The sequence below is a fragment of the Rufibacter roseolus genome, from assembly GCF_017916365.1.
Lineage (GTDB): Bacteria > Bacteroidota > Bacteroidia > Cytophagales > Hymenobacteraceae > Nibribacter > Nibribacter roseolus.
Map to the genome: position 1 here is coordinate 1,155,590 of NZ_JAFMSU010000003.1, position 19,514 is coordinate 1,175,103.

Here is a 19,514-nt window from a genome sequence, read left to right on the forward strand (position 1 = left end):
AGCGTTATTTGCGATACTGGTCTATAAGGCGAGCAAGGGCTCGCTGGGACTCCAGTTCAGGAAAGAAATCGAAGAGAAGCCTATGCTTATCGAAGTCCAAAATTAAAGCATTTTCCAAATAATTATATGCCTGCTTATACTTTCCTGCCGCCAAGCTGTAGGCACAAAGGCGATATTGGAGTTCGGCTTCATCGGGCTGCAACTCTAAAGCATTCAGGAGTAGATCAATAGCTCCCTCATAGTTGCCTTGCTCGTACAGGATAATGGACCAGTTCAGCCAGATATCTTTGTTTTCGGGGGCCAGGGTGCTGGCCTGCTCATAGGCTTCTACGCTGGAGATGATGTTTCCCAGTTGGTATTCGGCGGCAGCCAAAGCCAGCCAGTAATCAGAGTTCTCAGCGTAGAAAGAAATGGCTTTCTTATAAAAATGGACGGCTTCCATCCATTTCCCCTGCAAGTCTAAAATCACCCCAATGCCAAACCAAGCCTCATCCATTTCGGGGGAAAGGTCGATGGCTTTCTGGTAGTACTTATGCGCAAGGTCCCACTGGGAAAGCTTCTCATAGCACTCCCCTATGTTGCACAGGATATCGGCGTTTGGTTCTGTGTGTTCTAAAGCAGCCTGGAAAGACTCAATGGCCTTGGTGAACTCGCCCATGTACACGTAGTTGTTGGCCAGGTTCACGTAGGCTGGCGCCAGATCCGGTTGGATAAGCGTCGCATACTCATAGGCGCCTACGGCTTTTTCATGGTTTCCCAGCCTGCTCTGCGCCAAACCCAGGTTAAACCAGGCCATGGCAGAATACGGATCTTCATCCACGAATCCCTGGAAGAAGTTGATGACGTCCTCTCCCTCGCCGGTGATCTCCAGGCAATACAACAGTTCCTGCAAGGCCAGTTCATTCTCCATGTTCAGGAGCAGGCTCTTCTTGTAGTACTTCATGGCCGCCTTGAACTTGCCCCAGCTCTGGTAAGAGAGACCTATATTGAAATAGATGTCATCCTTTACCTCAGATTGGTCTACGGCCTGCTTGAAATAGTCAATGGCCAGCGCGAAATCTCCCTTCTGGTTGAAAATAATTCCTTTAGTCAAAGGAATATCCTCATTGTCAGGCTCCATCTGGGCTACTTCCTCCACTAAGTTCAAAGCCTCATCAAACGCGCCTAACATGGCCAGCACCTGCGCCTTGTCAATGAGCAATTCCGTGGAGAAAGGATACTGCGTAATACCCACATCACAGGCTTTCAAAGCCTGGCTGTAGTTAAAGCTATTAGCATAGTAATCTATGATACTCTCATAATCTGAGAGATCAAAGAATACAGTAGTATTAGACTCCAGCATGTTTTCGAACCTTTTTACCAGGTCCAGGTCTTCGCTGGAGAAATCTTCAAAATTATCGTTCATCTACAAGTAAATCTCAACATGGGCCATGGTCATGGCCCTTCTCAATACAACACCTCTACCCTATCTGGATTGTGCTAGACGACTCCTGCTTTTGCAAGCTCCTCACAACTCCAACGCAAGGTATCTTGCAACGGACGGAACGTAATTCCAGTTGCCGCCTTTATTTTTGAATTAGAATAAAAGTGTTCCTCTTTTGCCATCCGGGCAGTTTCTTTGGTAATCAATGGTTTTGTGCCTGTCAATTTTCCACGCACGCTTTCTACCCGCCAGACTATCTCCGCTACCCAGGAAGGCACTTTCATGCTAGGGGCTTTTTTCCCCATCAATGATGCCACCGCCTGGAAGAAATCGTGATAAGAAGCCTGGTGTCCGTTGATGATAAAACGTTCGCCCCAGTGGTTTCCGTTCATTAACCGCCACATGCATTCTACTAAATCCCGAACATCTACGAAGTTAGCATACCCTTGGGTATAGAAGGCACGCTCATCAGAAATATATTTGAAAAGTTGGGTACTGCTCCGCGACAAATCACCAGGGCCTAGGATGACGGAAGGATTCACGATTACTGCCTGAAGGCCTTCGGAGATTCCTCGCCAGACCTCCATCTCAGCGAAATGTTTGGTAAACGCATATACTGACCTCTCTACCGCCGGATCCCATTTCATGTCTTCATGAATGAGTTTCTCGCCCTTTTTCCGGTTAATGGCCGCAATAGAACTAACATGACATAGCCTCACTCCCGGGGCTGCTAAGCAGGCATCCACTATGTTGGCGGTCCCGTCTACGTTTATCTGTTGCAGCAGCCCGGCATCCTGCGGGGCATAGGAGACAAAACCTGCGCAATGGTACACTTCCTCTACCTGCTGCAACAAAGACCGCAGAAACAAAGGGTCCAAGATATCTCCCTCCACCCATTTCAAGTGAGGATGTTTTATTTCTGAGGCAGTTTTCCTGATAATGGCCGTAACCGCACAGCCTTCTTCCAGCAGACGCTGCAAAAGAAAATGGCCTAAAAGGCCACTGCCACCGGTTACCAGCACATGTTTCAAAAGGATAATCAGCTTAAAGTTATAGCGTGGTATTTAGGAGGGGCAATTTCATCGCTTCCTGGAACAAAGGTTCATTTACCACCCGCTCCAGTACCCTAATGTGTTTCTCAGAGTGTGTATCTGTACCCAGAAACTCGACCGCTTTCCTTTTGATGAGTTGCCGGGCTACCTCTTTGGCCTGTTTAGAATAATACCCCGTCAATGAATTGGTGTTAATCTGAAACAGCACGCCAGTCTCCCTCAAGGAAAGCAGGGCTTCCATTCTCCCATAAAAGTAAGTGTACCGCTCAGGATGTGCCAAGACTGGGGTATAGCCTGCGGCCTGGGTTGCAAAAATCACCTGCCGCAGATGGGAGGGCTCATTCATATAGGAAGTCTCAACCAGAAGGAACTTACGGTCCCCTCCGAAAGTTAGGAGCTCCTCTCCCTTTTCAAGTTTAGCGGAAAACCATTCATCCAGGTAATATTCTGCCGCACAGGAAAGAGCCATCTCAAAGCCCCGAGCATTTGCTGCCTCCTGAAGTTCTTGTAGCTTAGCCCTTATAGTTTCTGGGGTATTTTTATAAAAATCGCCCATAATGTGGGGCGTCATGCAAAGCTTCTTGAAGCCCAAAGCGGAAAGGCCTTCAAGAAGCTGCAAAGAATCGTCTAAGGTTGTAGCACCGTCATCTAACCCTGGGAGTAGATGAGAGTGCATATCGGCAAACAGATCAGCAAAAGAAGAGGTAGCAGTCTCACTCTTACCCCAGAGCTTACGAAGGTTACCCCACATATCTCTATTTGAAGATAGACTTCAACTTGCTTCCAAATGTTGGTTTTACTTCCTCATCATAGTAGCCTTGCCCGTACCCGTAACCATAACCGTACCCGTAACCATAACCATAACCGTACATATTGGCCCCGCTTACATCATTTAAGATAGCGGCCATGTTGGAGAGGTGGTTTGTACGCACCAGCTTATCAATGCCTTTCAAGAACGCTTTTTTGGAGTAATTGGCCCGCACAATATAAAGCGGAACATCTGCCTTGCGCATAATCAACACCCCGTCTGTTACCAAACCAACTGGTGGACTGTCAATCAAGACGATATCATAGATTTGGTGCAGTTCCTCTAAAACAGCATCAAAACGGCTACCCATAATCAACTCAGACGGATTCGGAGGTGTAGGACCCGCCGAGATAAAATCCAGGTCTGGAATGGAGGTATTTTGCACGCTCTCAAGCACGGTATGCTTGTCAATGAGAATCGTGCTCATACCCTTACTGTTGTCTCCATCCAAAGCAATATGCACCTTAGGTTTCCGCATATCTAAGTCCAGAACCACAACTTTCAACCCAGACATGGCAATGATACCACTCAAGTTCACCGCCACAAAGGTCTTTCCTTCGCCACTTATCGTCGACGTAACTGAAATGATCCGTTTCTTCTTGGAGGCACTCATAAACTCCAGGTTAGTCCGGATGGATCGAATAGACTCGCTCAAAGCAGACTTAGGGTTCTGATTCACCACCAACTTGGAGAACGGCATTTTCTGCTTGTCATAAGATGGAACAACCCCAAGGACCGGGATGGATGTATTCCGCTCCAATTCTCTAACGTTTGTCACAGTATCGTGCATCAAATACCGCGTGGCAATTAAGCCAATGCCCAAGAACAACCCTCCGGCAACCCCAATGGCATAGATGATAAGCCTGTTGGGAGAGATGGGGCTCGACTCATCAGGCAGGTTAGCAGGTGACAGGATTTGGAAATCCGGAGTAGTGCCTGCCATCGCAATTCCATACTCCACTCTCTTATTCAGGATTTGGGTAAAGAAGCTTTCATACAGACCAAAAATCCGCTCTAATCTGGCCCGCTCTGTTTCCTGTGAAGGAGCTTGCAGGATTTTACCTGTCAATTCACCTTGAGTTCTATCAATGTTTTGAATCTTCGTTTGTACCAGGGCTCTACTACTATTTAGGATACCAGCAATTCTATTTTGCGAAAAAGCCAGTTTCTCCTCAAGCGCATTATCGGCGGTGGTATTGCCTCTACTGGTTAATCTAACAGTTCTAAGGCGCGCCTGCAGATCACTCAATTCTGTTAACTGTTCAGCCAGTTCAGGATCCTGATTTTCCTGTCCTTGAAGACCGGAAACAACCATGGCCAAATCTTCATTTCTCTGAACTTTAGCTTGGATAGTGTTCAGTAGTGATAATTGAAACCTGAGTTCTAGCTTTTCCTTTTCCAATTCCTGGACCTGAGCGAGCGCTTCCTGCAGGTTGGATTTGATATCATAAGACTTAGTCTGTCTTACAAATCTTTCTATATCATTCTCTGCTTTCCGGAGGCTGTCTTCCGTGTCCTTTAACTGATCGTTTAAGAAATTAAGGGTTTGCCTGCTTGCCTGGTTGCTTCGCTCAATCTTGTGCTGCAGATAAACAGCGTCAATATTATTGACAATATCGTGTGCCTTATACCGATTAAAGTCTTTGAATGAAATCTGAATTGTTTTAGACTCAGGATTTAGAATGGCAGTGGTTAGATTATTATCAATATAACCTTTGAGAGAACGATTACTATGCACAATAAAGAAATACGTTTCTCCAACATTGGCAGTAGTAAAGGAAGGCAGAGCATTGATAGTAATGGTACTACCAGAAAGTGCAAAAGGAACGCCAACTGGATGTGAAGAATGTTTTCCTCCTTCGCCTACATAAACATCGAATTTACTGGGGGAGTCAAACTTCACGTATATTTTCTGATCATACACGTTAAAGTTTGTAGAGTCATAAACTATTTCAAATGGACTGTCTTTATACAACTCTGCATCTAGCACCCGTGCCTCCACATGGTAACTCACCTGAAGAGGCATGGTTCTCTTCAGTCTTTCAAATACAATATTAGACTTGATCAGATCAACCTCTCCTTGAAGCTTTCCAATTCCAGACTCTACTTTGAGGCCATTATTCTCTAACCCAAGCACACCCGCTTCAGACTGCTCATCCAACTTGATGGTGGAGGATGATTCATATACTTTTTTGGTATATCTTAAATATAAATAAGAGGCTGAAGCACCCAGAATAACAAGCAGTAATACCCATGGAATGCTGCGCCGTACTACATGCAGGAGAGTAACAAAATCTATGCTTGTTCCTCCGTCATCCTCTTCATCCTCAACACTCCCCAAACGATGATCCAGTTCATCCAGATCATTGGCTGTCTTTACGCTCATGAAATTACTTTGACCTTAATTGATTATATTCCGGATAACGATATAAGAGGTAAGCACATTTGAAAGAGCCCCTACTACTGTCAAAACATCTCGCAGGGACTCATTAAATACCCGTCGCACTGGTTCCACGTAAATGACATCATTAGGCTGCACCTTGAGGCTCGCCCTCTGCAAACCTGCCACGGTGGAGAGGTCTATGACATGCACAATAGGTTTTCCAGAAGCCACATCCCGTATCAATCTTATATTATGCGCCTTCCCATTTTCCGGGATTCCGCCTGCCAGCGCCAGAACTTCTACCACATTGATATTTTCATTAGAAAGGGGAACCACTCTACCTCCTGTGGCACCAAGCACCACCACCCTTCTACTGATTACTTGTGAATAAACATAGGTGTCTCTATAATAAGTTTCAAATCTGCTTTGGAACAGACTATCGGCTTGGGAAACGGTCAAACCCTGTACCGGCACAAAGCCAATCATAGGAACTTTAACCTCGCCATTGGGCAGAACTGTGTATTCCTGTTGATCCTTCTGGTTGTTTTGTTGGGCTGCCACGTTTCCCCCACCTCTACCTCCTGTCTGGGTTAATTCCTGACGCAAGAAGTTGTTAGGGTCTACCAGAATCTCACCTTTGTTCGTGTAAATCCGGATGTTCAGGACATCATTTGGTTGAATCCTATAGTTTCTTCCAGCCTCGGCCGTAGAAGCCCGCAACAAATCGGCGTTTACGTCACCCTCTGTTCTGAACATGACGTTCTGCCGATAGACATTACAGGAACTGAGTTGTGAAATCCCAATCAAAAGAAGGAGATAAAAAATTGGTTTGCGGAAAGCAAAAAGCATACCTATACAGGAAGAGTCTTAAATACAAATTAAACATCTGCACCTCACTTAGGTTAGGTACAGACAAAGCCAACCACAAAGTAAGGCAAAAGTAATGGCTACGCCAAAATCTTGCATAAAGGAATAGGTCTACTTCAAAAACACCCAATCAACTTTGTAGTCTTTTTCTGATAAAAAAGTTTATATAATCCTAGCAAACACTAAAAGCAGGCATTTTCATTTGGGGTAAACACCAGCTTTGCGAACACACGTAATCTTAAGAGTGACAAATTCCTCAGTTTAGAACTAGAAACCCTAACATACGTTAGGTAGGATTAAGTTTTTGTGCTACTTTTATAAAAACAAGACTAAAAGGATAACCTATACCCCAATGCAACTTATCTATAACGAGAATCAGCAAATGATTGCTGATATGATCCGTGATTTTGGCGCAAAGTCCATCAAACCAGACATGATGAAGTGGGATGAATCCCAGGAGTTCCCCGTCCATGTCTTCAAGCAGTTGGGTGAATTAGGGCTCATGGGCGTACTAGTGCCACAGGAATACGGTGGGTCAGGGTTCGGCTACCTGGAGTATGTGACTGCCATTGCTGAGTTATCCAAGATTGACGGTTCTATTGGCCTTTCCATGGCCGCTCACAATTCTTTGTGTACCGGACATATCCTGCAGTTTGGCAATGAGGAACAGAAACGTAAATGGCTTCCTAAACTAGCCACCGCCGAGTGGATTGGCGCCTGGGGACTAACGGAGCCTAACACCGGATCCGATGCAGGAAACATGCGCACAGTAGCGGTAAGAGACGGAGACCACTGGGTGCTTAATGGCGCAAAGAACTTTATTACCCACGGTAAATCCAGCAACATTGCCGTAGTGATTGCCAGAACCGGCGAGGTGGGTGATTCCCATGGGATGACTGCCTTTGTCATAGAGAAACCAACCGAAGGTTTTTCAGCGGGGCGTAAAGAAGATAAGTTAGGCATGCGTGCCTCAGAGACCACTGAGTTGATCTTTGAGGATTGTCGCGTACCGCACGAGAATATCCTGGGAGACGTAGGCGAAGGGTTTATTCAGTCTATGAAAGTACTCGACGGCGGCCGGATCTCCATTGCGGCTTTGAGTTTAGGTATTGCCCAGGGAGCCTACGAAGCGGCTTTGGCTTATGCCAAGGAACGCCAGCAATTCAACAAACCCATTGCTCAATTCCAGGGCATCGCGTTCAAACTGGCAGATATGGCCACCGAGATTGAGGCCGCTTCCCTACTGACCTACCGGGCCGCTGATATGAAAAACCGGGGCGAAAACGTGACCAAGGAATCAGCCATGGCTAAACTGTATGCCTCGGAAGTGAGCGTACGTGCCGCCAACGAGGCCTTGCAGATTTTCGGGGGATACGGATACACCAAAGACTACCCTGCGGAGAAATACTACCGCGATGCCAAGCTCTGCACCATTGGCGAGGGCACCTCAGAAATCCAGAAACTTGTTATCTCCAGATCAGTATTAAAATAATTAGGGAATAGGTATTGACTGTCAATAGATTTGTCAATATCTTTGCACTCCTTAAAACAATTGACTTTAAAATCAATCTCTTATATGATCATCATCAACGTAAAGGATAACGAGTCTGTAGACAAAGCCTTAAAAAGATTCAAAAAGAAATTTGAAAGAACTGGCGTATTGAAGCAATTGCGTGCCAGAACTTTCTTCCAAAAGCCTTCTGTAGCCAAAAGAAAGCAGAAAGAGAGAGCAATCTATAAGCAACAGTTGTTCGCGAACGACAACTACTAGGCCTTATCTTTAGAATTTACGTGGTAATTCCATAAATTAGTGCGTACCGCCCCACAGCGGCTACTTACTGATTTATGGAATTATTTTTTAAGTACCTCCAGTACGAGAAGCGCTTCAGTCCGCATACCATTACCTCGTACCAAACAGATCTTCAGCAGTTCAAAGAATACCTGCAGGAGGTATATGACCTGGAGGATATTCAGGCGGCAGACCATGCCATTATCAGGTCCTGGGTAGTAACTTTGGTCCAGAAGGAACTGGACAGCCGCACCATCCACCGGAAAATTGCCTCTCTCCGCTCCTATTTCCGTTTCCTGGTACAGCGCGGCGTTTTGGATGTGAATCCCACGGTTCGTATAAAAGCCCCAAAATTAGCCAAGAAACTCCCGGCCTTCATCCCGGAGGATGCCTTTACCCAATTACTGGACCAAAGCAAATTCTCACCTGATTTTAAGGGCCAGCGGGAAAAACTCATCCTTGAATTGCTTTATGGCACCGGCATGCGCCTGGCCGAGCTGACCAACCTCAAACTAGAAGATATTAATCTCTCCTCCAGCACTTTGAAGGTTTTGGGCAAAGGCAACAAGGAACGAATATTGCCCCTGAACCCCTCTCTGGTCCAGGCTCTCACCGTTTATTTGCAGGAACGGCGGGCTACTTTTCCCAAAAACAATTCTCCTTTTCTCTTCGTTACGGATAAAGAAGCGCCCCTCTACCCCAAGTATGTATACCGGGTGGTGAAAAAGTACATGAGTTCTGTGTCTACTGCTATTAAAAACAGTCCGCACGTGCTCCGTCACTCCTTTGCCACCCATCTACTTAACCGAGGGGCAGATTTGGGCGCCATTAAAGATTTGTTGGGCCATGCCAGCCTGGCGGCCACGCAGGTCTATACCCACAACTCAATTGAGAAGCTCAAAGCCGTCTTTGAGAAGGCTCATCCAAAGGCTTAATTCGTAACACCCTAAAGAAGTAAACTATGAAACTGCAAATCCGATCTGTACACTTCACCGCAGACCAAAGTCTGTTAGATTTCCTTCAGAGAAAATTAGACAAGTTAGATACCTTTTTTGACAGAATAGTAAGCGGCGAAGTGGCCCTGCGTGTGCAGAAGCCAGAGTCTCATGATAATAAACTGGTGGAGGTAAAAATCTTCGTTCCTGGCGCTACCCTGTACTGCTCAGAAGAGGCCGGCACTTTTGAAACTGCCACAGACAAAGCCGTAGAGGACCTCAAAAAGCAACTCATCAGGTACAAAGACAAGTTAGCCACCCATTAAGATAAAGACACCCTATAAAAAAAAAGAGCCCCACTTTGGGGCTCTTTTCGTTAAAACAGGTGCTAAACGCAATCTTATAAATTGAAGGCAGCTTTGATTTTATCTACGTAGTCCAGCTTCTCCCAGGTGAAAGTCTCGAACTCTCTGGTCTCGGCTTTACCGTTCACCTGATAAGTCACCTGCTTCAAGCCAGACTCGCGCCCCATGTGACCGTAAGCGGCGGTTTCTGAGAAAATAGGGTTCTGCAGCCCGAAACGCTTCACAATATCATAAGGACGCATCTCAAACAACTCATTCACTTTGTTGGCGATCTCGCCGTCCGTCATTACCTCGCCATTGGCGCCTTTTACTTTGGTGGTACCGTAGGTGGTCACATATAAGCCAACCGGCTCAGCTACCCCAATCGCGTAGGCTACCTGTACCAGTACTTGGTCAGCCACCCCGGCGGCTACCAGGTTCTTGGCAATGTGGCGGGCTGCGTAAGCAGCAGAACGGTCTACTTTAGAGGAATCTTTTCCGGAGAATGCCCCTCCGCCGTGGGCGCCTTTGCCCCCATAGGTATCCACGATGATCTTACGGCCTGTTAAGCCGGTATCGCCGTGCGGACCACCAATCACGAATTTCCCGGTTGGGTTGATGTGGTAGGTAATGTCATCCGTGAATAAATCAACGGTACGTTGCGGCAAATGGCTCTTTACCCTTGGCAACAGAATATTCAGCACATCTTCTTTGATCCTGGCCACCATCTTCTCCTCAGCCTGCTTAGAGGCAGTTCTATCAGAGGCGTCCGAGCTTTCAAACTCATCGTGCTGGGTAGAGATCACCACAGTGTCAATTTTCTCCGGCACGTGGTTGTCTGAGTAGCGGATGGTCACCTGAGACTTGGCATCGGGGCGCAGGTAGGTCATTTCTTTGCCTTCTTTCCGCACAGCGGCCAATTCTTTCAGGAGCAAGTGAGAGATCTCCAGGGCCAATGGCATATAGCTGTCGGTTTCATTTGTGGCGTACCCAAACATCATGCCCTGGTCACCGGCACCCTGATCTTCTGGGTTCTCGCGCTCAACGCCCTGGTTGATATCGCCGGACTGCTCATGGATGGTAGAGATCACCCCGCAGGCCTCGGCATCAAACTTATACTCTGACTTGGTATACCCAATGCGGCGGATCACCTCGCGAGCTACTTTCTGCACGTCAACGTAAGCGTCTGATTTCACCTCGCCGCTCAGCACCACCAGACCGGTAGTTACCAGGGTTTCGCAGGCTACTTTGGACTGAGGATCTTGTTTCAGGAACTCATCTAACAGAGCGTCAGAGATTTGATCGGCTACTTTATCCGGATGTCCTTCCGATACCGACTCAGATGTAAAAAGATAAGGCATTCTCTAAGGTATAATTTCTATGACAAGGCGGTCACCTCCGAGGTTTTATGAAAAACGCATCAGGCACTTGGTCCGCAAGAGGCAAATTTAGCTTAATTGCCGAAGATGCAAAAACCTTGCTTCTTAAATGCGGGGTTCTGTCTCCAATTTCTTCTGTAAGTCTCCTTATTCCGGTACCCATTTCTGCTTTTGCTTTGGTTTAAAGAAAACGGCCCCAAAACGAGTTTTCTCACTCTGGCCGGCTCCGTTTTGCAGGGCAGAAACCTTTTATACCTCCTCCCGTTTCAAAAACATCTTTTAATCCAAACCTACCTTCCCCAACTATGAAAAGGAACCTGTTTACACTTATCATAAGCATTTTAACTTTTACCCAGACTTTTGCCCAATCAGAATCACCCTATAATACCTCCTTCAAGGTAGATGCCCCCGTTACCGCCGTTGGCATGGGCTTAAGCGGATTAGGTCTTTACCTGATGCAGCAGAAAGAGCCTTTCACCGAGGCAGAAGCCATGAACCTGCGGAAGAGCGATGTCAACAGCTTTGACCGCTTCTCGGCCGGAAACCATAGCGAAAGCGCTAAAAAGGTAAGTGACTTCATGCTGTATGGCTCTCTGGCAGCCCCTGGGCTATTGCTGTTTGACTCCAAGATCAATAACAACACGGGTCAACTGTTGGCATTGTATGTAGAGACCATGTCCATCACAGGAACCATTTTCACCATGAGCTCCGCCGCATTTCCCAGGGCCCGGCCTTTGACGTATAGCCCCGAGGTGGAAATGGGTCAGAAGACCCGCGCCAACTCCCAGAACTCTTTCTTTGCCGGGCATACGGCGGCAGTGTCTACCATCTCCTTCTTCACCGCCAAGGTTTTCCATGACTATAACCCAGATTCTCCCGCGCGTCCGTTTGTATGGGCTGGCGCGGCCCTTGTACCCGCTGCAGTAGGTTACCTGCGTCTGGAGGCCGGAAAGCACTTCCTCAGCGATAACCTGGTAGGTTACGGAGTAGGCGCAGCCGTAGGTATTCTGGTGCCGCAGCTGCACAAGAAAAACAGCGGACTCTCCATCTCGCCCAGCGTGATCCCGGTACTTGGCCAGAATCTTGACGGAGTAAGCCTGCAATATAAATTCTGATGAAACGCCTGCTTCTTCCATATCGGTACGTGTTGGTATTGTTGGTGCTGCTGCAGTTTGTGGCCGGCCCGGTGCGAGCCCAAAGCCAGGAACGTTTGTACCACACAGACCTGCTCCGCGATGGCTTCATCACCGCCGGCGGCGTAACCATGGCTGTGACCGGCTCCATGCTGCTCACCAACAAGAAACAGCTTACCGAGGAAGACCTGAGGAACATTGACAAAAGCCAGGTAAACAAGTTTGACCGGTGGGCTGCGGGCAATTACAGCAAGAAAGCCAAAGACGCCAGCGATATCTTCTTCTACACCTCCTACTTTGTGCCATTACTTTTCTTGGCGGATAAAGAAGCAGGCCCACACGCCAAAGACATCTTCTTTCTCTACGCCGAGACAGTTTCCTTGGCCGGAGGAGTGTACGCGCTGACTGCCGGACTCACTAACCGGAAAAGACCCAACGTCTATGCCACCGATGCACCGCTGGAGGAACGCCTGCACAAGTACGCTGAGAACTCCTTTTTCGCAGGCCACACGGCGGCCACGGCCAGCGTTGCCTTTTTCACCGCCAAGGTCTTTCATGACCTGCACCCAGATTCTCCCTGGCGGCCGGTGGTGTGGGGAGTAGCGGCGGCTTACCCAGCTACAGTTGGCTATCTGCGGCTAAAGGCTGGCAAACATTTCCTCAGCGATAACCTGGTGGGTTACGCCGTTGGGGCGGGAATTGGTATTCTGGTACCGGAACTTCATAAGAGAAGCCGGGAAACCAGCTGGCGATTGGTGCCGGCCACCGAGCAGCTCCCTGGCCAGTCTCTGCAGGGCGTGGCACTCACCAGACGTTTTTAGGCTATATTTTTCAAAAAGCCCTATAAAACAGGAAAGCCAGCCTCCATGGAGGCTGGCTTTCCTGTTTTAAGTTCAGATTCTATTTCGGGGCCGATTGGTTTAAATTGGTTTCAAACAGCTTCAGAATACGCTTGTACTCATCGGTCCAGCTGCTTGGCTCCACGAACCCATGGTCTTCTATTGGATAAACGGCCAACTCCCAATTCTCCTTCTTCAGCTCAATCAGGCGCTGCGACAGCCGCACGATGTCCTGGAAATGCACGTTGGTGTCTACCATTCCGTGGCACATAAGGAGGGCACCTTTCAGGCCTTCGGCGAAGTAGATGGGCGAACTGCGCACGTAGGCTAGGCTGTCATTCTGCGGTTCGTTCAAAATGTTGGAGGTATAGCCGTGGTTGTAGTGGGCCCAGTCCGTTACGGACCGCAGGGCAGCGCCCGCGGCGAAAACATCGGGCTGGGTAAACATGGCCATGAGCGTGATGAAACCGCCGTAAGAACCGCCGTAGATACCTATGCGTTTAGGATTCACTTTGTATTTCTCCACCAGCATCTTGGCGCCATCTACGTGGTCGCTGAGGTCTTTGCCTCCCATGTGCCGATAGATGCCCGTTCGCCAGTCCCGACCGTAGCCCGCGCTGCCACGATAGTCAATATCCAGTACGGTATAGCCTTTGTCTACCAACAGGTTGTGGAACATGTATTCTCTAAAGTAAGTGCTCCACCATTTATGGGCGTTCTGCAGGTACCCCGCGCCGTGCACAAAGATCACCGCCGGACCGCTGGCATTCGCGTTCTCCGGCTTGTACAACCTGGCATGGACATCGGCCCCGTCCGAGGCTTTGAAGGTGATCACCTCCGGCTCTCGCCAAGGATAGGCGTTGAACTCCGCCGTAGTAGATTTGGTGATCTGCACCGGTTTGGCGCCGGGCTTGTTCTCCATGAGGTACAGCTCCCAGGGCTTGTTGGAGTAGGAATAGCGGATGGCCAGGTTCTTTTCGTCCGGGGACATGGTTACCTCATGGGCGCCCGTCATGCGTGTGATCTGCTCCATTTTGCCGCCTTTCAGAGGCATCCGGTAGAAATGCTGCTCCCCCGGGTGCACCTGGTTTGTGGTGAGATACCAGTACTTTTTATCCTGGGACATCTGCAGGTTGAGCACCTCAAATTTACCGTTGGTAAGGGCAGCTTTCTTTCCTGAGGTGGCGTTGACCGTGTACAGGTGGGCATAACCGCTTTCCTCAGACAAGAACCACACGTTCTCGCTATCGGGCAACCAGCCTATCTCGCCAGCGCCATAGCCGTTGATCCAGGCCTCGTCGTGCAGGCGGTCCAGCACTTTGATGGCACGGGTAGTCGGGTCAAAGGCCATGATCCAGCGGTCTTTGTTGTCATGTGATCTGGCCACCAGCACCGCTTTCTTGCCATCCGGTGAATAATAAGGTCCAAACATCATAACCTTTCTTACCTCGGAGGCAGTGCGCGCAGAATCAGCTTTAGACTGTTTTTGGTCTTTGAGGTAAGCGGGTTTGTCCTGGATGCCAGGCAGCGATTTGAAGGAAACCAGGTAAGTGGTATCCAGCCGCGTGTCATAGAGCCCCAGTTCATACGTGGCCTGGTCATCGCCAACCTTGGTGCGGGTGGGAATCTCCTCGGTGTAGCCCGATGCCGTCACATAGTTGGGAACCTGCGCTATTTTGCCGTTCGCTGGCCTAGTTACCATACGATAGGTGATAAACCGCTCATCGGGGCTCAGAATGATATTGTCCACCGATTTATCCTCGATGTAAATCTCTTTGGGCCGGTTCCTGGCGGTTTCTTTCTGCGCCAGACGCTGCTGCCGACGTTCTTCTTCCCGTTTCTGGATGATATGCAACAGTTCTGTTTGCTGCGCCTGCAGGAAACGGTCCTGCTTGTCTTTTACCAGCTCGGGGTCCACGGGCTTTCTGCCTTTCCTGAAATCGGTGAGTTGCCGGGTTTGACCGTTACCTAAATTCCAGGCGTAGAGATTACCATCTTTCACGTAGGTGATTTCCTGCTCATCATAGGCAAACGCCGGCGATGACTCCCGCTCCACAGTTTTGGTGAGCTGGCGCAGTTTGCCGTCCTTCACGTTCACCAGGAAAAGGTCGCCGCCACGCTCATACAGCCGCATGGTGCGCTTCTGGTTAAAGACGCCACCCGGCGTGAACAGCTTTTTCCGGTCCGCCGCCGATACTTTGCTCACTTTCTTGCTGCCCGCCTGCACCGTGTACAGCGAGTCGCGCCGGGCTTTCTCAGGATTCCACTGGAAGTAGACCTGCTTGCCGTTATCTGACCAGTAGACACTGCTGGGCGAGGTCCCGATCCACTGAGCCGGGTCTTGCATGATTTTATCCACAGTTAGCGTAGGCTTGGTCTGGGCCTGGCTCTGTAGGAATGAAAATAAAGTTAGGGTCCCTACTACAAGGGATTTAGTGAAAGTGTGCATTTTCAGCTTGTTTTCTGGAAAATGGGTTAAAATCGGAAACGTCCCCAGAAGGCGACAAACCTCCTGCAATCCGAAGCTTGCCACAAACTGTTTTTGCCTTCTTTTTCACGAAACAAAGCAAAAATAGCCTGAGACACTTTATGGGATTGGGTCGAAACTTCTACAATGCGATGGAAGGATGCTTCTTGTGGAAATCGGTTTTGTCCTGGTACTCCTTCACGAAGGCCAGCAATTCCGCCTCGCCAAACAACTTCCCGATGAAAGTGATGGTGGTGGGACGGGTTTGGTTCGTGAAGCCGTTGGGGATCACCACGCACGGATGCCCCGTCAGGTTGGTGACCACCAAGTTGCTGCTGGCAAAGGACGGAGACACGTACACGTCTACTTTCTGCATTAGCTTATCCATTTCCTGCACCAGTTGGTAGCGGACCCGCTGTGCCTGCAGGTACTCCACCGCCGGGATAAATCGGGCGCTGCGGAAAGTGTTGGGCCAGGCGTTTCGGTCCTGGTTCACCATCTGGTCTACTTTCCCGTTCAGGGTGATCTGCTCAAATGCGGCCGCGCCCTCCACCGAGATGGTCATCACCAGATCGTTCACCGGCAGCTTGGGCAGGTCCATAGGGATAAGCTCGTGCCCTGCTTTTCTCAGTGCCTCCAGCGTGGCCTGGTCCTGGGCTTTGAACGGATAGTCTTTGCCAAAATCGTTCTTGAGGTACCCGATGCGCAGTTTCTTCACATTGATGCTAGGCGAATAGTTGAAAGGCGCCTCATACACCGACTGGTCTTTGCCGTCTGGTCCGCAGATGGCATTGAAGACGATAGCGCAGTCCTCCACCGATCTGGCAATAGGCCCGATCTTATCCATGGACCAGCTCAACGCCATGGCGCCGTGGCGGCTCACCCGTCCGTACGTAGGTCTCAGGCCCGTGGTACCGCAGGCGGTGGACGGTGACACGATGGAACCCAGAGTCTCGGTACCTATGGCGAAGGGAAGCAGCCCCGCTGCCACCGCAGACGCCGATCCCGCCGAGGAGCCGCTGGAGCCACGGTTCAGGTCCCAGGGGGTCCTGGTCTTGCCGCCGTACCACACATCGCCCATGGCCAGCTCGCCTAAAGTGGTTTTGGCTACGAGCACCGCCCCGGCCTCGTGCAGCCTCTGCACCACGGTGGCATCTTCGTCTATGACCTGATCTTTGTAGGGCACCGAGCCCCACGTGGTTTTATAGCCTTTGGTGCTCAGCAGATCTTTCACCCCATACGGGATGCCGTGCAGTAGACCTTTGTACTTACCGGCTTTGATCTCGGCATCGGCCAGCTGGGCCTGCTGAAGGGCCAGTTCCTCAGTAAGAGAGGTGACGCAGTGCAGTTTAGTGTCGTATTTCTTTAATCGGGCCAAAAAGAACCTGGTCAGCTCCACCGATGAGATTTTCTTCGTGCGCACCAGCTCAGCCAATTCCCGTACCGTGTAGAACGCCAGATCCTCCTGATTGGCCGGCAGGCTCACCTTCCCAGCGTCCGAGGCCTTGAAGGCTTTTGACTCCTTCTCAAACCTAAACCCAACTGGCAAAGGGTTGAACATAAGGGCCGGAGGCACGCTGTTGTCCAGTTTGGCTTCCCTTAACCTGCCATAGCTTTTCCTTAAATCAGTTAGCTCTGCCAACGCGGTATCCAGCTGCGCGGGCTTAAAGTTGAGACCGAGCAACTGCTGGGCACTCTGCACCATAGGTACCGTAATCTTCTCTAATTGGGCCTGTTTCCCGAAAAACGCCCCAGAAACGAAAAGGACTCCGCCAAAGGCCGACAGCGTTAAAATTCTATTCAGATTTCTGATCATGCTAATTTCTCTATGTGCACTTTTTGCCATGACAATTTAGGTCAAAGTTTAGGACTTTCTAGGCTTCCAGGGTGGTTTAGGCCTAACCTATAATAAAAAAAGCTGCCCCAAGGGGCAGCTTTTTTCAAAGAGCTATTTACTTCTAGTTGGTAAGGGTCATGGTCACATAGAAAGCATCATAGTTGGGGTTTGGAGACGCATCTGGGGCTCCAAGCAACCGTAATCCAACTCTCTTTTTCTCTCTACCAGTAAAGCTGGCAGCATTCCCTCTGAGGTAGATATACCCTACAGATGAATTTGCAGGTATTGTCACCACCTTGTTGCTGTTACCTCCTTCCAGAGTGTAATCAGTACCTTCTACGGCACCAGTAATTGTACCGGCAGCGTTAGGAGCAGGAAAAACCTCGAATTTTACTTCGGTAGTCGTACTTCTTTGCGGACCAACTAACTGCACATAAACGGTGTCAACGGTACGTGCACTTATGTCTCTCCGGGGAGCCGTTGATGTAGCAGGAATAGTATACCCCATCAAAGAAATAACTCTTGAAGAGTCTGTCTGCCCATTTCCGGTGTTGGAAAGAATTCCTCTGAAATCCAGCCCATGTGCCGCAGTCGCTGAAGAGGCAACCATTCCCAGGGTATGGTTTTTAAATTCCACAACAGTAGGACCGTTATATACTAAGGCTTTCTCAGCCGGATCTGGCAGACAACTGGAGAACACAACCCCAGAAGCTAAAAGCAAGAAAATATGTTTAAATGAGATTTTCATAAAGGATGTCATTAATAGCCAGGGTTTTGCTCTAAAAGTTTAACAGAAGGATCATCACCTACAGCAGGGCTTAATTGAACCTCACCAGTAGGTATCTGAGCTAGAATTCTGAAGTCTGTTGCCGGAATAGTACCTACTCCCGTGAGGGAAGGTTTGGCAATACCTTCTCCGTAACGTTTTAAATCAAACCATCTGTGTCCTTCAAAGTACAGCTCTCTTCTTCTCTCATCTTTAATAAAGTTAATGATAGTAGCATCTGTAGGAGAAGCGGTTGGTGTGCCTGTGATGCGTTTGGCTCTTAGTTGATCAACCAAGGTGGCGGCAGGCGCATACTGTCCTTGCATGGCCAGGGCCTCTGCCTTCATCAGGAGCACATCTGCATATCTGATGATTTTAGGATTATCTGTGAAAGTACCGTTTGAAGAGGTGTACTTATAACCCCAGGTAAACCCTGCTGCGGTATAAGAGCGGCCGTCCTCTACGCCCCAACGGGTGTCTTCAGGAGTAAACAAGGCCTGTAATTCAGCAGAAGCAGTTTGCCCGCCAAAGGTACTCAATCCTAAGGGATTGTTAAGGGTATTGTTCGTGTAAGAGAACAGAGACTCATTACCGCCAGTTACACCCGCCATTTCAGTGGCAGCCACAAACCGTAGTTCAAAGTAGGATTCAACACTTCCAGGAGCCAAAATATCGGTGTAGGAGTTGGCCAAAGAAGCAACAGAGGTAGCCATGGCAGCATCAAACTCAGTGACCGCCTCAGCATACTTTCCAGCATACAGATACACTTTTCCTAATAAAGCGTGGGCTGCGCCAATATTCATTTTGTATTTACTAGGCGCTGTTTTTGTCGCCGCGAAAGCCGACTCAAACAATGGGAAACTAGCTTTGAAGTCAGACTCAATCTGAGCATATACCTGATCTATGGTCGCTCTAGCTCTAAAATCAGCTTGGCTTGCATCTGTAGTAGGGGTAATACGCAGGATAACACTTTTGTTGAACCCTGCTCCTTGTCCCGTTGTAGGAATGTTAGTAGGCTCATACCCATACACACGAGCCAAATCAAAATAGATCATAGCGCGTAACGCATAAGCTTCTGCCTTCACCTGGTCTCTGGCACCTACTTGAGAGGTGGGAACAGTTAACCCGTCAATGGTAGAAATAACTGTATTCAACTCATTGATGGCAGCATAAGCCGTGCCCCAAATACCGTAGTGCGCTCCTCTACCGTTCACGTTGGCCGTTACATAACGACCACCGGCCAAGGTAGAGGCAGTGAATATATTATCACTCAAAGCATCTCCTAAAAGGGCGAAATCGCGCCCCCAGTAGTTGAAGCTTTGAAGACGGTCATAAACAGAGGTAAGCACCGCCTGGTAACTGTTCACATCTGAAAGAGCAACCCCTGTTGAGACAGAGTTTTGTGGCTCCACTTGTACTAAATCATCACAAGATGAAACAGCAAAGCTCGCCAATATTGATAATGCTATTATTTTATTTCTCATTTTGAATC

The 19,514-nt window shown here is 48.9% G+C and carries 16 protein-coding genes; 6 read left to right on the plus strand and 10 right to left on the minus strand.

What is annotated here, in order from left to right; genetic code table 11:
* Positions 1 to 4 precede the first annotated feature (4 nt).
* From J3P35_RS20710 to J3P35_RS20730, 5 genes are all read right to left on the minus strand, one after another.
* Positions 5 to 1,405, minus strand: a complete 1,401-nt coding sequence (locus J3P35_RS20710) for a tetratricopeptide repeat protein (RefSeq protein WP_210466624.1) — start codon at positions 1,403 to 1,405, stop codon at positions 5 to 7.
* A gap of 74 nt (positions 1,406 to 1,479) precedes the next feature.
* Positions 1,480 to 2,445 (minus strand): NAD-dependent epimerase/dehydratase family protein, encoded by a 966-nt coding sequence (locus J3P35_RS20715; RefSeq protein WP_317195411.1) that lies wholly within the window; start codon positions 2,443 to 2,445, stop codon positions 1,480 to 1,482.
* Between the two features lie 28 nt (positions 2,446 to 2,473).
* Complete coding sequence (locus J3P35_RS20720; RefSeq protein WP_210466626.1) at positions 2,474 to 3,226, minus strand: tyrosine-protein phosphatase; 753 nt, start codon at positions 3,224 to 3,226, stop codon at positions 2,474 to 2,476.
* 4 nt (positions 3,227 to 3,230) lie between these two features.
* Positions 3,231 to 5,669: a GumC family protein gene (locus tag J3P35_RS20725; RefSeq protein WP_210466627.1), complete on the minus strand. Its 2,439-nt coding sequence runs from the start codon at positions 5,667 to 5,669 to the stop codon at positions 3,231 to 3,233.
* Between the two features lie 15 nt (positions 5,670 to 5,684).
* Positions 5,685 to 6,515, minus strand: coding sequence for a polysaccharide biosynthesis/export family protein (locus J3P35_RS20730; protein ID WP_210466628.1), 831 nt, complete (start codon positions 6,513 to 6,515; stop codon positions 5,685 to 5,687).
* Between the two features lie 370 nt (positions 6,516 to 6,885).
* Here J3P35_RS20730 and J3P35_RS20735 point away from each other — a divergent pair, with 370 nt between their 5' ends.
* From J3P35_RS20735 to hpf, 4 genes are all read left to right on the plus strand, one after another.
* The gene (locus tag J3P35_RS20735) at positions 6,886 to 8,025 is read left to right on the plus strand and encodes an acyl-CoA dehydrogenase (protein WP_210466629.1); all 1,140 of its coding nucleotides are present in this window, start codon (positions 6,886 to 6,888) and stop codon (positions 8,023 to 8,025) included.
* Between the two features lie 84 nt (positions 8,026 to 8,109).
* A complete protein-coding gene (rpsU, locus tag J3P35_RS20740; RefSeq protein WP_149092115.1) occupies positions 8,110 to 8,304 on the plus strand; it encodes a 30S ribosomal protein S21 in 195 nt (64 codons plus the stop codon).
* A 74-nt stretch (positions 8,305 to 8,378) separates the two neighbouring features.
* Positions 8,379 to 9,257, plus strand: coding sequence for a tyrosine-type recombinase/integrase (locus J3P35_RS20745; protein WP_210466630.1), 879 nt, complete (start codon positions 8,379 to 8,381; stop codon positions 9,255 to 9,257).
* A 26-nt stretch (positions 9,258 to 9,283) separates the two neighbouring features.
* Positions 9,284 to 9,583 (plus strand): ribosome hibernation-promoting factor, HPF/YfiA family, encoded by a 300-nt coding sequence (gene hpf / locus J3P35_RS20750; RefSeq protein WP_149092113.1) that lies wholly within the window; start codon positions 9,284 to 9,286, stop codon positions 9,581 to 9,583.
* Positions 9,584 to 9,657: 74 nt separating this feature from the next.
* On the opposite strand, the gene metK is transcribed toward hpf, so the two are convergent.
* On the minus strand, positions 9,658 to 10,962 hold the full coding sequence (gene metK / locus J3P35_RS20755; protein ID WP_210466631.1) for a methionine adenosyltransferase: 1,305 nt from the start codon (positions 10,960 to 10,962) through the stop codon (positions 9,658 to 9,660).
* 323 nt (positions 10,963 to 11,285) lie between these two features.
* Between metK and J3P35_RS20760 the strand changes: the two genes are divergently transcribed.
* Both J3P35_RS20760 and J3P35_RS20765 read left to right on the plus strand, forming a co-directional pair.
* Positions 11,286 to 12,095, plus strand: coding sequence for a phosphatase PAP2 family protein (locus J3P35_RS20760; protein WP_210466632.1), 810 nt, complete (start codon positions 11,286 to 11,288; stop codon positions 12,093 to 12,095).
* Entirely contained in the window at positions 12,095 to 12,934 is an 840-nt protein-coding gene (locus J3P35_RS20765) for a phosphatase PAP2 family protein (protein ID WP_210466633.1), read from the plus strand. Before J3P35_RS20760 ends, J3P35_RS20765 begins: the two co-directional genes overlap by 1 nt.
* 79 nt (positions 12,935 to 13,013) lie before the next feature.
* Here J3P35_RS20765 and J3P35_RS20770 read toward each other — a convergent pair whose 3' ends face one another.
* The 4 genes from J3P35_RS20770 to J3P35_RS20785 all read right to left on the minus strand — a co-directional run bounded on the left by J3P35_RS20770 (position 13,014) and on the right by J3P35_RS20785 (position 19,506).
* On the minus strand, positions 13,014 to 15,299 hold the full coding sequence (locus tag J3P35_RS20770) for a S9 family peptidase (RefSeq protein ID WP_246850390.1): 2,286 nt from the start codon (positions 15,297 to 15,299) through the stop codon (positions 13,014 to 13,016).
* A 262-nt stretch (positions 15,300 to 15,561) separates the two neighbouring features.
* On the minus strand, positions 15,562 to 17,235 hold the full coding sequence (locus J3P35_RS20775; protein ID WP_210466635.1) for an amidase: 1,674 nt from the start codon (positions 17,233 to 17,235) through the stop codon (positions 15,562 to 15,564).
* 142 nt (positions 17,236 to 17,377) lie between these two features.
* A complete protein-coding gene (locus tag J3P35_RS20780; protein ID WP_210466636.1) occupies positions 17,378 to 18,004 on the minus strand; it encodes a hypothetical protein in 627 nt (208 codons plus the stop codon).
* Between the two features lie 11 nt (positions 18,005 to 18,015).
* Positions 18,016 to 19,506: a RagB/SusD family nutrient uptake outer membrane protein gene (locus tag J3P35_RS20785; RefSeq protein WP_210466637.1), complete on the minus strand. Its 1,491-nt coding sequence runs from the start codon at positions 19,504 to 19,506 to the stop codon at positions 18,016 to 18,018.
* Positions 19,507 to 19,514: the final 8 nt, after the last annotated feature.

Bases quoted from the DNA above. Each gene is read 5' to 3' on its own strand.
- J3P35_RS20710 (WP_210466624.1), bottom strand. From the start codon at position 1,405: ATGAACGATAATTTTGAAGATTTCTCCAGCGAAGACCTGGACCTGGTA.
- J3P35_RS20720 (WP_210466626.1), bottom strand. From the start codon at position 3,226: ATGTGGGGTAACCTTCGTAAGCTCTGGGGTAAGAGTGAGACTGCTACC.
- J3P35_RS20725 (WP_210466627.1), bottom strand. From the start codon at position 5,669: ATGAGCGTAAAGACAGCCAATGATCTGGATGAACTGGATCATCGTTTG.
- J3P35_RS20730 (WP_210466628.1), bottom strand. From the start codon at position 6,515: ATGCTTTTTGCTTTCCGCAAACCAATTTTTTATCTCCTTCTTTTGATT.
- J3P35_RS20735 (WP_210466629.1), top strand. From the start codon at position 6,886: ATGCAACTTATCTATAACGAGAATCAGCAAATGATTGCTGATATGATC.
- rpsU (WP_149092115.1), top strand. From the start codon at position 8,110: ATGATCATCATCAACGTAAAGGATAACGAGTCTGTAGACAAAGCCTTA.
- J3P35_RS20745 (WP_210466630.1), top strand. From the start codon at position 8,379: ATGGAATTATTTTTTAAGTACCTCCAGTACGAGAAGCGCTTCAGTCCG.
- hpf (WP_149092113.1), top strand. From the start codon at position 9,284: ATGAAACTGCAAATCCGATCTGTACACTTCACCGCAGACCAAAGTCTG.
- metK (WP_210466631.1), bottom strand. From the start codon at position 10,962: ATGCCTTATCTTTTTACATCTGAGTCGGTATCGGAAGGACATCCGGAT.
- J3P35_RS20760 (WP_210466632.1), top strand. From the start codon at position 11,286: ATGAAAAGGAACCTGTTTACACTTATCATAAGCATTTTAACTTTTACC.
- J3P35_RS20765 (WP_210466633.1), top strand. From the start codon at position 12,095: ATGAAACGCCTGCTTCTTCCATATCGGTACGTGTTGGTATTGTTGGTG.
- J3P35_RS20770 (WP_246850390.1), bottom strand. From the start codon at position 15,299: ATGCAAGACCCGGCTCAGTGGATCGGGACCTCGCCCAGCAGTGTCTAC.
- J3P35_RS20775 (WP_210466635.1), bottom strand. From the start codon at position 17,235: ATGATCAGAAATCTGAATAGAATTTTAACGCTGTCGGCCTTTGGCGGA.
- J3P35_RS20780 (WP_210466636.1), bottom strand. From the start codon at position 18,004: ATGAAAATCTCATTTAAACATATTTTCTTGCTTTTAGCTTCTGGGGTT.
- J3P35_RS20785 (WP_210466637.1), bottom strand. From the start codon at position 19,506: ATGAGAAATAAAATAATAGCATTATCAATATTGGCGAGCTTTGCTGTT.